16 protein-coding genes and 1 riboswitch are annotated in these 15,975 nt (G+C 53.5%); of the genes, 7 read left to right on the top strand and 9 right to left on the bottom strand.

The genetic code is table 11. The features are described 5' to 3' along the window. Positions 1-25: 25 nt before the first annotated feature. Positions 26-1,921, bottom strand: a complete 1,896-nt coding sequence (locus tag HYD27_RS24130; RefSeq protein WP_219219383.1) for a sensor histidine kinase — start codon at positions 1,919-1,921, stop codon at positions 26-28. Positions 1,922-2,158: 237 nt separating this feature from the next. On the opposite strand from HYD27_RS24130, the gene HYD27_RS24125 reads away from it, so the two are divergent. From HYD27_RS24125 to HYD27_RS24115, 3 genes are all read left to right on the top strand, one after another. After that, entirely contained in the window at positions 2,159-2,341 is a 183-nt protein-coding gene (locus HYD27_RS24125) for a hypothetical protein (RefSeq protein WP_219219381.1), read from the top strand. Positions 2,342-2,347: 6 nt separating this feature from the next. Further along, positions 2,348-2,953 (top strand): hypothetical protein, encoded by a 606-nt coding sequence (locus tag HYD27_RS24120; RefSeq protein WP_219219379.1) that lies wholly within the window; start codon positions 2,348-2,350, stop codon positions 2,951-2,953. Between the two features lie 69 nt (positions 2,954-3,022). Further along, positions 3,023-3,085, top strand: a riboswitch (Fluoride riboswitch). Positions 3,086-3,164: 79 nt separating this feature from the next. Then, a complete protein-coding gene (locus HYD27_RS24115; RefSeq protein ID WP_219219377.1) occupies positions 3,165-4,499 on the top strand; it encodes a voltage-gated chloride channel family protein in 1,335 nt (444 codons plus the stop codon). 41 nt (positions 4,500-4,540) lie between these two features. Here the strand turns inward: HYD27_RS24115 and HYD27_RS24110 are convergent, their stop codons facing one another. Further along, positions 4,541-5,767, bottom strand: a complete 1,227-nt coding sequence (locus HYD27_RS24110; protein ID WP_219219375.1) for an MFS transporter — start codon at positions 5,765-5,767, stop codon at positions 4,541-4,543. Between the two features lie 132 nt (positions 5,768-5,899). Here HYD27_RS24110 and HYD27_RS24105 point away from each other — a divergent pair, with 132 nt between their 5' ends. Continuing rightward, entirely contained in the window at positions 5,900-6,655 is a 756-nt protein-coding gene (locus HYD27_RS24105; RefSeq protein WP_375373939.1) for a peptidylprolyl isomerase, read from the top strand. A gap of 154 nt (positions 6,656-6,809) precedes the next feature. On the opposite strand, the gene HYD27_RS24100 is transcribed toward HYD27_RS24105, so the two are convergent. The 7 genes from HYD27_RS24100 to HYD27_RS24070 all read right to left on the bottom strand — a co-directional run bounded on the left by HYD27_RS24100 (position 6,810) and on the right by HYD27_RS24070 (position 12,619). Then, a complete protein-coding gene (locus HYD27_RS24100; protein ID WP_219219434.1) occupies positions 6,810-7,904 on the bottom strand; it encodes a Glu/Leu/Phe/Val family dehydrogenase in 1,095 nt (364 codons plus the stop codon). Positions 7,905-7,996: 92 nt separating this feature from the next. Continuing rightward, positions 7,997-8,323 carry a hypothetical protein gene (locus HYD27_RS24095; protein ID WP_219219371.1) on the bottom strand — a complete coding sequence of 109 codons (327 nt, stop codon included), beginning with the start codon at positions 8,321-8,323 and terminating at the stop codon, positions 7,997-7,999. Positions 8,324-8,357: 34 nt separating this feature from the next. Further along, on the bottom strand, positions 8,358-9,059 hold the full coding sequence (locus HYD27_RS24090) for a pirin family protein (RefSeq protein WP_219219369.1): 702 nt from the start codon (positions 9,057-9,059) through the stop codon (positions 8,358-8,360). 235 nt (positions 9,060-9,294) lie between these two features. Next, positions 9,295-9,942 carry a nitroreductase family protein gene (locus HYD27_RS24085; protein WP_219219367.1) on the bottom strand — a complete coding sequence of 216 codons (648 nt, stop codon included), beginning with the start codon at positions 9,940-9,942 and terminating at the stop codon, positions 9,295-9,297. A gap of 94 nt (positions 9,943-10,036) precedes the next feature. After that, positions 10,037-10,477, bottom strand: a complete 441-nt coding sequence (locus HYD27_RS24080; RefSeq protein ID WP_219219365.1) for an RrF2 family transcriptional regulator — start codon at positions 10,475-10,477, stop codon at positions 10,037-10,039. Between the two features lie 191 nt (positions 10,478-10,668). Then, complete coding sequence (locus tag HYD27_RS24075; RefSeq protein ID WP_219219363.1) at positions 10,669-11,601, bottom strand: manganese-dependent inorganic pyrophosphatase; 933 nt, start codon at positions 11,599-11,601, stop codon at positions 10,669-10,671. Positions 11,602-11,728: 127 nt separating this feature from the next. Beyond that, positions 11,729-12,619 carry an AraC family transcriptional regulator gene (locus HYD27_RS24070; protein WP_219219361.1) on the bottom strand — a complete coding sequence of 297 codons (891 nt, stop codon included), beginning with the start codon at positions 12,617-12,619 and terminating at the stop codon, positions 11,729-11,731. 295 nt (positions 12,620-12,914) lie between these two features. Between HYD27_RS24070 and HYD27_RS24065 the strand changes: the two genes are divergently transcribed. Genes HYD27_RS24065 through HYD27_RS24055 form a run of 3 tightly spaced genes read left to right on the top strand, consistent with a single transcriptional unit; the run spans position 12,915 to position 15,960 of the window. After that, positions 12,915-14,192: an ABC transporter substrate-binding protein gene (locus tag HYD27_RS24065; protein ID WP_228745286.1), complete on the top strand. Its 1,278-nt coding sequence runs from the start codon at positions 12,915-12,917 to the stop codon at positions 14,190-14,192. Positions 14,193-14,236: 44 nt separating this feature from the next. Beyond that, positions 14,237-15,145, top strand: coding sequence for a carbohydrate ABC transporter permease (locus HYD27_RS24060; protein ID WP_309242123.1), 909 nt, complete (start codon positions 14,237-14,239; stop codon positions 15,143-15,145). Further along, entirely contained in the window at positions 15,142-15,960 is an 819-nt protein-coding gene (locus tag HYD27_RS24055) for a carbohydrate ABC transporter permease (RefSeq protein WP_219219358.1), read from the top strand. The genes HYD27_RS24060 and HYD27_RS24055 overlap by 4 nt, the downstream gene beginning before the upstream one ends. The last annotated feature ends 15 nt before the right edge of the window (positions 15,961-15,975 follow it).

The raw sequence follows: 15,975 nt of genomic DNA, 5'->3' as shown, positions 1-15,975 counted from the left end.
AAAACGGAATTAACCAAAATAATTCCTAATTATTTACGGATGATGGTAATTTCACAATAACCTCGGTGCCTTCACCTTTTCTGCTATGAAAGTGAATGGAGCCGTTCATCGCCTCAATAATCCGGAAGGTGACCATCAGCCCAAGGCCGGTCCCTTTCTTTTTATTCGAATAATAAGGTTCTCCCAGATGGGCCAGCTCGCTCATCTTCATGCCCTCCCCGTTATCCTGCACACTGATGATGACATGCTGCCCCGAGCTCCAGGCGGCAACGGTAATGAGCCCGTCCTCCTCCAGCGATTCAATGGCATTCTTGATCAGATTGATAAAAGCCTGCTTGAACTTGGAGGTGCTGCCCAGCACCTGGAGTCCGCTCTGGAGCTTAAGCTCAATAGTTCCCCCTTGCATATTGGCCAGCGGCACCAGAATGCCGGATACATGCCGGAGCTCCTCTGCCACCTCAAACCGGTCCGGTGTATCCATTCCAGGCTTGGCAAAGGTCAGAAAGTCCGTGATAATGAGGGAAGCTCTGTCCAGCTCCTCCATGGCCATCTGCAGGTACTCCTTCTCCTTCTTGCCGGAACGTTCCCCCAGAATCTGCAGAAAACCGCGGGTCACCTGCAGGGGATTGCGCACCTCATGGGCGACCGAAGCAGCCAGCTCGCTGATGATCTCCATTTTCTCCGAGCGCTGCAGATCATCATTGAATTTCTCCAGCTCCCGGGAATATTCCACCGCCTGCTCATGATTGCTGGCGAACCTCCGGCCCAGAATGAGGATCAGCGAAACCACAAACACAATGACTCCCCACTTCCACCATTGCAGATGGTAGCTTTCATCCGCATAGTACACAATCAGCTCGGTTAATGACAGCAGGGCGAAGACGGAGAAGCCGATTGAGAAGATAACGGCATCTCGGTTGCCATTGACCGCAGCCCGGACAGCCGCATACAGCAAAAAGATAAACTGCAGCATCATCAGCACGCCCAGGATATCGACGGTGGCGATTCGGTAAAGTCCGTCCAGACGGAAGGACAGCAGAGCGTTTGCAATCAGAAACACTAAGCAAAACAACGAATAGGCCAACTGAAATTTACGCAGCCGCGTGATCAGCCCATGCTTGCCCGAACCGAAAATCTGCTCAAAATAAAACGTAAACGACGGCAGCAGTGTAAATAAAGCCAGATCGAAGCTGATTTCAATCCAGTGCCCCCGGGAGCGCACAATGAGCGGGAGAAACGGCGAATAGGTGATGAGCAGAACGCCAAAGGAAGCAATCACCAGACAGAGGAAGAAGCCTCCTTTGAAAAAATCCAGCTTGAGGAATATCAAACAAACCATCAGTGCCGCACCCATAAATAGAAATGCTGCGCCAATTAAAATATCCGCCAAATCCTTTTTCACATAGAATTCCAGCAGCCTGCCGTAGCTCCCTGCTGTAATTCTTCCTTCTACCCCGAAGCCATCGGCGCCTCCGCTGCTCCACAGATACAGCTGCGAAGGCCTTTCGGCACCCGGCAAAGGAATCAACACCTTGCTGCCATTATGATTAAATAAATCCTGTGAATCGTAGATGAGCTTATTATCCATGTAGGCCTTGAAGTTATGCCCATACACCTTATCGATCAAGAGGGCCGAGTAATCCCCTGTCTCCGGGAGCGAAAAACGCAGCCAGGCGGCAGCAGTGCCTGCCGGAGTCAGGGGCCTGGCTGACTGCGCGGCAGTTGTAACCCAATTGCTGTCAGGGGCTTCCGCCGCTGCAGCGGGATCGCATACGTCTGAAGCTTCCCATTTCAGTTCCCACTCCGGTAAAGAACGCCCTGCCCCGCCGGTCCACTGTGCGGCGATCCCGATAGACACTACGGCAATCAGCAGAAGCAGCATGAGGATGGCTGCCGCTGCCTTTGTTGATGGCAACTTCATTGTGGCACCTCAGTAAATCTTTAGTTGGATTTATATAGTACATACGATTCTTATTTTCGACAACCTTCGCACCATCCCTGCATATTCCTGCAAAAAAACCTCGAAATCAGACCTTACAATGCAACTTATGGTTAATCCCCCTGCCGAATGCTTATATTAAGCATAGGCTGCCTTGAGACATACAGATTCGCCGCCGGAGAATGGGGTATAGAATTACTATAAGGAGGAGGAGCCGCCATGGACGACAAGAAAAAAACCTCCGCCGGCAAATCGCCCGCTGATGAGAATTTGGTGACCGAGCGGGACATTGATGATGAATCCGGCCTGTTTCAGGAAGGAACCTATCCGGGCGCACTGCCTGAAGAGGATCAGGAAGCTGCGGTTAATGAAGCCATAAGTAATCATGCCAAAAGGAGCTGAACGGCTATGGGTAATGAATTCAACAAAACTGAAGCCGATTTTGCATATGAGCGTTATACCAAAATGGGTGGTATATCCCCCGAACAGGATATTCCGCTGGAGGAGCTGCGGCCGCTTGGAACCATTACCGGGCAGAGCCGGAGCGGGAAAAGCTCCGGAACGCCGGAGCGTGCGCTGGAATCCGCACTTGCCAGCCATGATCCGGCCCACGCAAAGCCTGTCGATTGGGACGGCGTTGTAGACGACGGTGCCGATCCGGCCTTGGTCGGCGACTCTATTCTGGCTGCCGATATCGATCTTAACGCACCTGAACCTGCACTTGGACGCAGGGCAGACAGAGCCGCGGGCCTGACAGCCCCTCCTCCGGCAGAGCGGGATGAAGTGCTGGAATCCGATGCGATGTTTGCCGCTGAAGCTGCCGGACTGGCCGGCAGTGCGATTGATTATGCCGGGGATGAAGCGCTTGTGGAGGATGAAGAGGAGCTTCCGCTGGAGGATATTCCCGATGCCGACGAGCTTGAACCCGGAACTGCCATAGATCCGGCCGCCCCGCCCATCGATGCCATGCCGGGTACGGATGTGCTGAACGGCTCGCGCGGTGACGAAGAATAACAGAGGGAGATTAGACATTTTTATTTTCCTCATTGACTTTTCCGCACGATGTCCTTACTATTGGTTGTAATTCAATACGGCGATGGAGTTCGCCATTAACCGTCTCTAGAGACTAATGACTCCTACCAGTGGTCACTTCGCTGGTAGGAGTCTGTTTGATTTCTGGACATCATGAAGTGGGAACATCATTATTCTAACGGGGGCTAATAAGATGAAAGAAGTGTACGCACATTGGCTGAAACTTACGGAAAGGAGCAATCATCTGGCGCTTTGGAGCACCTTTATCAAATGGATCCTGCTGGGCGGTATAGTCGGTCTTCTGGCCGGCACGGCCTCGGCCGTTTTTTTGAAAAGCCTGGATGCTGTAACTGGGATCCGCATGAATCATGCCTGGATGCTGTATCTGCTGCCGCTGGGCGGAGCCTTGATAAGCTGCCTGTATATGCGTTACGGCAAGAACAGCGCCAAAGGGAATAATCTGATTCTTGAGCAGATCCAGCAGGGAAATGAGACGATTCCGCTGCGCATGGCTCCGCTGGTGCTGTTCGGAACATTGGTTACCCATTTATTCGGCGGCTCCGCAGGGCGGGAAGGAACCGCTGTGCAAATGGGCGGGAGCCTCGCGGAAGGGCTCGGCAGGCTGCTGCGGATCAATTCCCGCGACCGGCAAATTCTGCTTATGTGCGGGATCAGCGGCGGCTTCGGTTCGATCTTCGGAACCCCTTTGGCCGGAACTTTATTCGGTCTGGAGGTTGTCGCCATCGGGCTGATCAGCCACAAGGCGCTGCTGCCCTGCTTCACAGCCAGCTTCGTGGGCGATATAGCGGCTACCCGCCTGTGGAAAGTCCAGCACATTCACTATCAGGTGGATATGTTCCCTGCGCTGACGATTATCGTTCTGCTGAAGGTCATCCTGGCTTCCATCCTGTTCGGGCTTGCGAGCATCCTGTTCAGTGAGCTTACCCATTATTTGAAAAGATCCTTCACCCTGCTGGTGAAGAATCCGGTGCTCAAAAGCGCGCTCGGCGGCTTCATTATCATCGCCCTGGTCTATATCGCCGGCTCCAGAGACTATCTGGGCCTGGGCCTCCCCTTGATTAGGGATTCCTTTCAGACCGATGTTGCTCCCTTCGCTTTCTTATGGAAGCTGATTTTCACCTCATTCACTCTGGGAACCGGATTTCAAGGGGGCGAAGTGACACCGCTCTTTGCCATTGGGGCCACTCTCGGGAACAGTCTGGCCGGGATTCTTCATCTATATGCGCCTTTCCTGGCTTCACTGGGCTTCATCGCGGTCTTCTGCGGAGCGACCAATACGCCGATTGCCTGTTTTCTTATGGGCATTGAACTGTTCGGCTCCGGCGGGGCGGTCTACATGTTCATCGCTTGCCTCGTGAGCTTCCTGTTCTCCGGGCATTCGGGCATCTATACTTCCCAGCAGATCGGCATCTCCAAAAGTGAGTGGATCGCCATTCCCGAAGGCGCCAGACTGTCCACCGTCAATGAGCTGCGCAAAGCAGAAACCAAAACAAAGACTGTCCGCTGAAAATTGCATTCGGCAGGACAGTCTTCCATAGCTTGTATTCGTTAGTTGTCCAGTACTGCCGTTTGTCCCGAGGCGTGGGTCGCTTCGACCTTTGCCTCCAGCTTGCGGACTTTTACAAGCACTGCGGCCATAAGGAGTATCACGCCGTTAATGACGAACACCCAGCGGATCGGAAGGAAAGCCCCCAGCAATCCGCCGATAATCGGTCCGGCCATGGTTGCCAGCTGGGTTGCCGCCTGATTCAGGCCGAAGGCACGCCCCCGGAAGCCCGGGTCAATGACCTGAACAATCATGGCATTCACCGAAGGCAGCACACCGGCATAGAACAAGCCGTAAGCAAAACGCAGGATAGCAAATTCTACATAACCCGATACAAAATACTGCAGAATATTACCGATCCCCCCGCCGACCAGGCCGATGAACAGAATGAAGCCAAAGCCCTTGCGGCTGCCGATTCTGCCCCACTGCGGAGCCATAATTACCGTGGCGATGCCTACAGCGGAGAAGACAATGCCTGAGCTTAGCGAAGCGCTGTTCTTCGATATCCCCATGTCGAGCAGGTAAATCGGCAGCAGCGGCTCCAATATCATCACGGAAAAGGCAGCCAGCCCCGCCAGCAGCAGCAGCGTCATAAATGCAGGGTTCGCCCTCGCTTCCCGGATATCGTCGCGCACGCGCGATCTTGGCGCCGACCGGTCATAATTCTCTTCCTTGGCAAAAAAGGTGGCGATCAGAGCCGATATCAGCACAATCACCGCCGAGAACAAAAACGCGCTGCGGTTGCTGGAATAATAGCTGACCACCCCGCCGATCAGCGGGCCGATGATGCTCCCGGTGGCCCCGGCGGTAGACATGATGCTGAGCGCATAACCGGTCTTGTCCTCAGGCGTGTTGGTGGCGACCATGGCAATGGCTGCCGGAACAAAGCCCGCCAGAAGGCCCTGAAAAATACGCACAATAATGAAAACATAGGGATCATGCACGAAAAAGTTAATCAAGTACAGCGCCGCCAGGCTGAAGCCCGACCGGATCAGCATCGGCTTGCGCCCATATTTGTCGGCGAGCGACCCCCAGTAAGGCGAAATCAGCGCACTGGCGAGAAAGGTAATGCCAAAGCTGACGCCCGACCAGATTTCCAAATGATTCGTAACACCAAGCTGGTCGCTCAAAAAAATCGAGAGGAACGGAATCGAGATCGAATATGCCGTACTGCAAAAAAACACTCCTACCCAAAGCACGATCAGGTTCCGCTTCCATGAAAAACGCATGCTGCACACGTCCCTTCTGTGTATTCCTGGAAGCATCATCCCTCCATTCTACCCCTCTTTCCGAACTGTGCCAATCCCCGGCAGTCTTCCGTATTTTGCAAGGAGCAGGACAAAGGAGGTATGATAGGGGGGATGCACCACCGATATTCCCAGATCAAAGGAGCGATTGAGAACGTGAAGCGTACAGGAAAAAAAACCTTCATCCTGATGATGATGATGGCCCTCCTGCTTGTAATACCGGCAGGCTGCGGCAACAAACCCGCGAACAATAACAATGCGGGAGATAATGGAAGCAGCAGCAATGCGGCGAGTCCGGCTCCACAGGAGAGCGCAGCGGCAGCCACTGAAGGCGTGCCTTCGGCAACGGCCAGCCATCCTGTTGTGACCATAGAGATAGCCGGCGGCGGCGTCATTAAAGCCGAACTGTACCCTGAGGTTGCTCCCAATACCGTCAATAATTTCATTTCATTAATCCAAAAAGGCTTCTATGACGGAACAATCTTCCACCGCGTCATTCCCGGCTTCATGATCCAGGGCGGAGATCCCGATGGCACAGGCATGGGCGGACCGGGCTACAGCATCGCCGGTGAATTCACCGGGAACGGCTTCACCAACAACCTGCAGCATACGCAGGGCGTATTGTCCATGGCGAGAAGCCAGGATATGAACTCCGGCGGCTCGCAGTTCTTCATAATGGCCGATGCTTATCCAAGCCTGGACGGCCAATATGCCGCTTTCGGCAAGGTTACCGAAGGTCAGGATGTGGTGGACAGCATCGTCAGTCTTCCCCGCGACAGTTCAGACCGGCCCGAACAGCCGCCGGTGATGGAGAAGGTTACCGTGGATACTCTGGGAGTTGCTTACCCGGAACCGGAGAAGGCACAATAGACGTTTCTAAGCTGCAGCGGCGCTCAATCCGCAGCAGCACATGCAAAAAGCCTCTTGGCCGTTACCGGGAAAGAGGCTTTTTGCTGCATCCGCAGCTTCTTACTGCTTCACTGATTATTGAAACCGCGTCCAGCCCGGCCTTCCGCTCCTGATGCTATCTTCTGCTGAGGACATGGTGTCCGTCACGCAGAAAGGTGCTGCGGCTGTTCTTCAGCAGGGAAATGCGTTCCTGTGCCAGATGATCCGCCGCCGCGTAGGCAGGAATTCCGCTTGTGCGGGAAATTTCCAATATGCGGGTGATGCTGTCATAGATTTTGGCAATCTGCTTATAGGCGCGATCCTTGTTGTAACCGTTCAATTCATCGGCAATGTTGATAACGCCGCCGGCATTGATCACATAATCCGGAGCATACACAATGCCCATTTCATGCAGGGCATCGCCATGGCGCGGTTCTTTCAGCTGGTTGTTGGCTGCACCGGCGACAACCTTCGCCTTAAGGAGCGGCAGCGAAGCATCATTGATCGTTGCTCCGAGCGCGCAGGGGGCATAAATATCACTTTTCACAGAGATAATGTCCGCCGGATCAACCGCTGCGGCCCCGTAAGCCTCTACCGCCCGGTGCACCGCTTCCTTGCTGATATCGGTTACGATCAGCCGCGCACCTTCCTCATGAAGATACTGGCACAGGGTGAAGGAGACATTGCCGACCCCTTGAACGGCAACGGTCTTGCCTTCCAGCGAGTCGCTGCCAAAGGCCGCCTTGGCCGCCGCTTTCATGCCTTGGTATACTCCAAAGGCTGTGGCCGGCGACGGATTGCCCGAAGAGCCGTAAGTGGCCGAGATTCCGGTCACATAATCCGTTTCCTGATGAATGATATCCATGTCCGCCTCCGTAGTGCCCACATCCTCGGCTGTAATGTAGCGGCCGTTCAAACCTTGTATGTATCTGCCGAAGGCCCGGAACATCGCCTCGTTCTTGTCTTTATGGGGATCACCGATGATCACTGTTTTGCCTCCGCCCAGGTTGAGCCCGGCTACAGCATTTTTGTAGGTCATGCCTTTGGACAGCCGGAGCGCATCTACAATTGCGTCTTCCTCCGAAGCATAGGTCCACATTCTTGTCCCACCCAGTGCGGGGCCCAGTGTTGTGTCATGAATGGCGATGATGGCTTTCAGCCCCGAAGCCTTATCCTGACAAAACAACAGTTCTTCATAATCGTCCCGCTCCATTGCCGCAAACAATTCCATTGGTCTCATTTCTCCTGTCTCCACTTTTCTTCGTGTTATGTTTCATAACAAAGCTAGTACTTTCAGGGAATATTGTCAATATATTTTAAGCTTTATTCCCAGTACTGATCCGGCCGGTATTCAATTTCCGACTGCACCGCTATCTTCAGGCATCCGGAAGAGCTGTCATAGCTCACGGGATTGTCGCCGACATAATACCAATGCTTGATAGCGGGACCATCCTGCGGTTCCTCGAAACGGAAAACATTCAGCTCGGACTTCAGCTCCACTACCGCCTGCCCTTTGACCGCAGGTACACCGCATAGGGTGATCAGGGTCAGACCGCCTTGCCGGTCAAAGGTGTAGGACACCCCTTCCGTGCTGCTGACGAGCATGCGGCCTGTTACGGAATGCTTAACCAGAACTCTCTCGTGTGCCATGTATCTTCTCCCTCCTTGTGCCAATCAGCGGATTCTAGGGCAGATCAATCAGCATTACAAAAGCATCTTCGCCGGCGGCAAGCTTCAGCCTGCTGACCTCTTCGATCCGTGCGGAATCGCCGGGGTGCAGCGGCTCGGTTCCATTCAGCGCAAGCTGCCCCTCTATCAAGTAGATATACATCCGCCGGCCGGGCTGCTGCTGATAGTCCAGCTGCTCTCCCGCTTTTACCCTGCCGAGATATATCGTCATATCCTGAGCAATATCAACAATCTCTGCCGACCCTTCAGCCGATACTACGGGCAGCAGCCTCCCGTAAAGCTTCGCCGGATCAAAACGGCTTGTGCCGTAAGAGGGCGCCGTGCCGCGGGTACGCGGCATGAACCATAGCTGCAGCAGCCGCACCGGCTCCGAGTCTGAGGGATTATGCTCCGTATGAATGGCCCCCGTGCCTGCCGACATCCGCTGAATCCCGCCAAAAGCGGTTTCCGCCACATTGCCCAGGTTGTCTTCATGCCTGAGTCTGCCGCGGAGCACAATGGAAACAATCTCCATATCGCTATGCGGATGGGCACCGAAGCCTCTTCCCGGAGCGATGATATCGTCATTGCAGACACGCATCGGTCCAAAAGCCGTATTGGCGGGATCATAATAATCACCGAACGAAAAACTGTGCGTTCCTCTCAGCCAGCCATGGTCAAAGTGATGGGCGGATTCCGCCGGGTATACTTGTATCATGTGATCCCTCCTGTGCGCCTTCTTGGGTCAACGCTTTGAACTTAGTTTAGCAGAAAGCGCCGGAAACCAGAAATATGCAGCACAGGCCGCCAGCTCCCGGCCAGCAGAAACAGGCCCCAGCCCTAATCAAGGCTGGTACCTGTTTCACAGAAAACCCGGCTTCGCCGTTCTCTTCGGAGCAGCGGAGCCGGGTCGGCCTTTGTACAGCAGATATGAATAAGAGAGCGAGTCCGGCTTAAGCCCGAAATCCGTTCCAGTGGGCAACTGCTTCCAGCGGCAAGCGGCCGGTTGGCCGTCCTTCCACTGCTGCTTTGCCGAGCGCAATCAGCATAACCGGCACATAACGCGGGGAGATTTGGAACAGCTCTTTGAGACCCGCAGGATCAAATCCGCCCATCGGGACTGTGTCATAGCCTCTGGCTTTGGCTGCAAGCATCAGCTGCATGGACACCAGTCCGCCGTCAATCAGGGCAATATCCTTCAATCTTTCCACAGGCATGCTGGAATAGCCTTCGCGGCTGCGTTTCGCCATAGCTGCGGCGACATCCTCCGGCATCAGCCCCGTAGCGCCGGCATGTCCGTAGATGGTCTCTGCATTGCTGTAGGCTTCGGTATCTCCAAGCACAGCTATCACCGCGGAGGACTCAGTAATTTGCGCCTGATTGTATGCGATTGGGAGCAGCTTCGCCTTAATCTCCTGATCCGTAATGACAATGAACCGCCAGGGCTGTAGATTGGAGGACGAAGGTGCCAGGGTCGCTTCTACAAGAAGCTCCTTGATTTCCTCGTCGGATATTTTCCAGGATGAATCATATTTCCGCACCGACCGCCGTTCCCGGATCACCTTGCTGAATTCCTGTTCTACCTTTAATTCTGACGCCATAACTTATTCCTCCTCTTCCCTGTCCATTATTTTGCAGCTGATATAGTTAACTGTGTTATAATAAGCACAGTATATTCCATCAAAAAGCACCCTGTCAACATTCCGTCCGGCGCACAAGTTCAGCCAGGGTATACTTCCGCAGAACACCTACCGCACTTTGGTCCATTTCTTCCAAAATGTCTCCGCATGCATTCTTCATCTGCTGCCCAAAAACATTCTCACACATCGTCTCCTTCACCCCATTGCTGCGCAGCCCGCCAACCTCCATGGCGTGGTATATTTCCGCCAGCGTCAGCTCTTCCGGAGAGCGGTTCAGCATGAAGCCGCCATCCCGCCCTTCACGGGTCGCCAAAATGCCTTCTTTGGTCAGCTTGGCCAGTGCTTTTCTCAGAACTGTCGGCTCTGAAGACAAGTAACCGGCAATTTCACAGCTGGAACAGGTGATGCCCTCTTTGCGGGCAATAATTACAAGCGCTTGCAAAACCAGACCGAACGATTTATATTGAAGCGCACCGCTGTTTCGTGTTTTAGTCATGTTCTCCCGCTCCTTCTGCAGCATGTATGTAATTTTAAGTATAGAGTGTCCGCCCTCTTTTGGCAAAAGGGTTCTAGTGCTCCCATAAATACCGCAACCGGCTGTGCGCCGCCCTTAACGGGAGGCGCACAGCCGGTTGCGTCATACCTATTCAACCTGGAACATAATGGCTGCCGCTGCCGCGGCTGCTGTTACAGCTTGGCAATCGTTTCGGTCAGCACAGGCACAATTTGCGATTTGCGGGAAACGACACCCTTCAGAAGCGCTTTGTTGTCGTCCAGCTTCACATTGTAGGCCTGCTCAACCGCACCTGCCACGCGGCCCAGGGCCAAGCCCACAGAATCATTGTTCAGGATATCCGTAACGACGAACAGGAAGAGATCCAGGCCTTTGTCATCAATGACGGCCGTAAGGGCTGTTTCCAGCTCGGCTTGCTTGGAGAGCACATCGTTAACATCCACAGCGTTAACCTGGGCAATCTCAACCTTGTATTCACCCATTTTGAATTCCTTGGCATCCAGGGTAATCAGCTGGGCGATACTCTTGTCGCTAAGATCGGCGCCCGCCTTGAGCATGGCAAGACCGTAGCTCTCAGCGTCCACACCGGCGATTTCAGCCAGCTCGCGTGCAGCCGCCACATCCTGCTCGGTGCAGGTAGGCGATTTGAACAGCAGGGAGTCGGAAATGATTGCAGACAGCATCAGACCGGCGATTTCCTTCGGAATGGCTATTCCGTTTTCTTTGTACAGCTTGTTGAGGATAGTCGCTGTGCAGCCTACCGGTTCGGCACGGTAGTAGAGTGGATGGGCTGTTTCAAAATTGGCGATCCGGTGGTGGTCAATAACCTCGACAACACGAACCTGACCGATATCATTCGCGCTTTGCTGGCGTTCATTATGGTCAACCAGAATCACCTGCCCGGCTTCACCAGCCACGTTCTCCACCAGGCGCGGCGCCTGCACCCCGAAATGATCGAGCGCATACTGTGTTTCGCCGCTGACTTCACCCAGACGAACCGGCTCGGCATCCCAGCCCAGTTCCTTCTTAAGCGCTGCATAAGCGATGGCCGAGCAGATGGTATCCGTGTCCGGATTTTTGTGTCCAAAGATCAAAGTTTTTTCCATTTCCAATCTCCTTACTTTGTTTTTTGTGAGAATAATATACCATAGATTGATAGGAACCCGCTAGAATTGGCTGCAAGAACCTGTATTTCATTAACCGCTTGATAATAAAGGAATCTCTTGTCCAGGCTTAGGCCTTAGGCTGCTTGGTCATGGCCCCCGTCCCCCACTCCAGCCGCTTCTTGCGGAATTCACTGGGAGAGCAATGATTATACCTGCGGAACATCCTGTAAAAATGGGCCATATTAGGAATTCCTACCTCTGCGGCTATCTGAAGAATGCTGGCCTCGCTCGTCAATAGCATTCGCTCCGCATGCCGAATCCGCTGGAGATTGACATACGCAAGAAAGGACATGCCAAATACCTTGCGGAAATATTTGACGAAATAATAATAGCTGAGGTTGGCTATGCGGCTGGCTTCCTCCAGCAGAATTTTACCGAATAGGTTGCTCTCGATGTATTCCAAGACCGGCTGCATGCGGATCATCTCCACATTGCGCTGGAAATTGATGATCTGTCTAACATCGCTGCGCAAGATAGCCAGGAACATCTTCTTAATCAACAGGCTGATAGCCAATTCGTATCCATCGCTGCGCGTAACGGATTCGGCATATATCTCCCGGATGCACTCCCCTACGATCCGCCGAGTCTCCGGATTCTCTGCGAAGATGTAGTTCAGGCTGCTCAGCGGAAACATGGGATTGGCAAAAATCCGGTAATACGGCATCACGCTGCTCTCAAAGTATTGCCGGATATCGAATTGCAGCACTATGTATTCCATCCCCGGGTCGCTGTATATACGATCGCGGTGCAGCTGGTTGGCGCCAATAACAATGACATCGCCCGGCTTCATGACCGTGAACTCGTCTTGAATGTAGGATTCCAGCACCCCGTCCAGCAGATAAATAAATTCCAGCTCCTTATGATAATGCCAATCGGTTATCCGGTCATCATAACGCCTGCGCTGAAAAACCCTCATCGACATTAGCGGCAGCCCATACTGTACGGTTTCGATTTTCATAGTTGGGTCCTCCCAAATAGCTATATTGGATACAAGAAAGGCCAGATCAGTAATTTCTTTTCCGGAATCGGCAGCTTATACTTAATTCTACAACTATTCCACTAGGAATTAAATAGATTAGTTCGGATGCAAAGAGAGGATGATCCAAGGCAAGACGCCAAAGCCGGCAAAAGAATAAGTCTGAAATCGACAGCAGCTGAAGGCACTCTCCGGAGAATAGCCAACTGTACAACGAAAGGAATGGGTATAAATTATGAGAAAGTCATTATCGTTAATCTTAATTGGAGCACTTCTCTTGCTGAGTGCCTGCAGCAATTCCAAGCCAACAGAGGCTTCCTCCACCACCTCTCAAGCCCCGGCAGCAAGTCCTGAGGTAACCGCGAAGCCGGAAGAGAAGAAAACGCTGGAATTCTGGCATACCTATACGGGAGAGAAGGAGAAAATTTTCAACGAGGCTATAGCACGCTTTGAGCAAAAGCATACGGACGTGGAGGTCAAGGCTGTACAGGCGGCTAATGATGCTTACAAACAGAAGTTCGCTGTAGCCATGTCCGCCGGCAATCCGCCGGATGTGTTCCAATCCTGGGGAGGCGGCTGGCTGGAGGAATTCGTCAATCAAGGCAAGGTTTTGGACCTGAGCGCCAAAATCGATACAAACGCGTACGAGCCCACCGTCCTTAATAATACTGTAATCAGCGATAAGACATATGGGGTACCGCTTGGCCTGACGATCACCCTGTTCTTCTATAACAAAGACCTGTTCAACCAATACGGCCTGACAGCTCCGGCCACCTGGGAAGAATTCCTGAATACGGTTGACGTGCTGAGAAAAAACAAGATCATCCCGATTGCTCTGGAGAATCAAGCCAAATGGCCGGGCGCCTATTACCTTATGTATCTGGCCGACCGGATCGCCGGTCCTGAGCTGTTCCAAAGCGCGTCCAAACGTACCGGCCAAGGCTTTGATGATCCCGCTTATGTAAAAGCAGGGCAGCTGATTCAGGAGCTGGTCGACCATGACGCCTTCAATAAAGGCTTTAACAGCATCAACACCACCTCCGGTCAAGGCCGCCAGCTGCTCTACAGCGGCCAGGCAGGCATGATGCTGTATAACACCAACTTCGTAGATTATGTTAAGAATGAGTCGCCGGACTTTCTGGACAAGCTGGATTTCTTCCCGTTCCCTACAGTCGACGGCGGCGCAGGCGACGCCTCCAATCTGAATGCGGCAGCCTCTCCCGTCTGGTCCGTGTCGGCAACCTCCGAGCATCCGGATTTGGCTGTGGAGCTGCTGAAGGAGCTTTCCAGCACGGAGACCGCACAAGCTTATTCGGACCGGATCAGCGGACTGGTGGGCGTGAAGGGAGTCGATTACAACGATCCTATCGCTAAGCGCCTGGCCGAATACGTGAGCAAGGCCAAGTCCATCCACTGGCCTTACGACCAGGTATTGCCGCCTGAGCTGGCGGAAGTTCACAAGGACACAACTCAGGCGCTGTTTTCCAAGACAGAAACGCCGGAGGAAGCCGCGGCAAAGGTTGAAGCGAAGGCCAAGGAAGTGTTCGGCAAATAACAGCCGCATTATACACAGCGAAAGATGAGGGAGGAACAGTTGAGGTGACTCATACGGCAACCCGCACAGGCAGAATCAGAAAAAAACGGCTCACCGCCGCCATGTTCCTTGCTCCGGCTCTGCTGGTCTATCTGATCTATATCGTCTACCCCGTCTGGGGGACATTGGAATACAGCTTTTATGACTGGAAAGGCGGTCCGGACAAAATTTTTGTCGGCTTGCGCAATTATGCCGGGCTTCTGTCCGACCCCATATTCTGGAACGCCTTGCAAAACAATGGCAAGGTGCTGCTTGTCTCGGTGTTTATCCAGATTCCGCTCGGACTGGCCATGGCCCTGCTGCTGCTTTCCCGCCTTAAAGGAAGACGTCTGATGCAGACCGTTTTCTTTTTGCCTTACCTGATGCCCACTGTAGCCGTCGGCCTGCTTTTCTCCTATATATTCGATCCGCTTAACGGTCCAGTGAATCGAATATTGCAGCTGTTCGGAATGGAAACCGTCGCGTGGCTGAGCGATCCCAGGACAGCGCTGCCTGCGGTGCTGCTGGTTGTAGTATGGCAGCATGTCCCTTTCTATATGGTGCTGCTGAAGGCCGCCATCGTCGGCATCCCGGATGAGCTCTACGAAGCGGCAGCCATCGACGGCGCGGGCGCTTTGAACCGGTTCCGCAGCATTACGCTGCCGCTGATCCTTCCGACGGTCACCATCTCCTCCATCCTGGCGATCGTCGGCTCTCTGAAAGCCTTTGACCTTTTCTATATCATGTCCGGCGGAGGGCTTAACCAGGAGATGGATTTAATGGGGTCGTATATGTACCGCAACGCCTTTGTCACCTTCAGGATGGGGTATGGCAGCGCCGTGGCGTTCGTGATGTTCGTCCTGTGCTTTACAGCCGCGGCCATCGTTCAATACATGGAGCACCGGCGCAGAAAACGGGAGGGGGATGAGCGATGACAATCCGGTTACCCGAATGGGCCGGCTATCTTTTGGCCGCAGCGCTGCTGGTATTCAGCGGCTATCCTTTCGTTTTTATGGCGGCAACGTCGCTTAAGACCCAGCAGCAGTTTTTTGCCTCCCCCTTCTCTCTTCTATCCGATATGCGTCTGGACAATTACGGACTGGCTCTCCGTACAGGCATCGGCCGCTATTTCCTGAACACGCTGCTGATTACCTCCGCGTCTCTGGTGGTCATCGTGCTGCTGTCCGCTCTTGCCAGCTACCCGCTCAGCCGGATGAGGCTCCGTTACGGCAGGCTTTTGCTCCTGCTCTTCGTTTCCGGAATGATGCTGCCCATCCATTCTACGCTGATCCCGGTCTTCAGGCTGACCAGGGACATGGGACTCTATGATTCACTATGGGGCTTGCTCGGTCCTTATGTAGCCTTCAGCCTGCCGGTGTCCATCTTCATTCTGACGGGCTTCATGTCCGAGCTGCCACGTGAGCTGGACGAAGCTGCGGAAATCGACGGCTGCTCCCATGCCGCGATCTTCTTCAGGATCACCTTCCCGTTGATATTGCCTGCGCTGTCGACCATTGTGATCTACAATTTTGTTCACATCTGGAACGAGTTCATCTTTTCCCTTGTACTGATCACCAGCCCCGAGCATATGACCCTGCCACTCGGGATGCAGAAATTTTTTGGCGATTTTACGGTGAATGTGCCCGCGCTGATGGCCGCTTTGACCCTGTCCAGTTTGCCTATGCTCCTGATTTACATTGCAGCACAGGAAAAGATCGTGAAAGGCCTCGTTGTAGGAGCGGTTAAATGAGAACCGGTTAATTTA

This window comes from Paenibacillus sp. S150, from assembly GCF_019352175.1.
Lineage (GTDB): Bacteria > Bacillota > Bacilli > Paenibacillales > Paenibacillaceae > Paenibacillus_AQ.
This window is presented reverse-complemented; position numbering and strand designations above follow the sequence as displayed.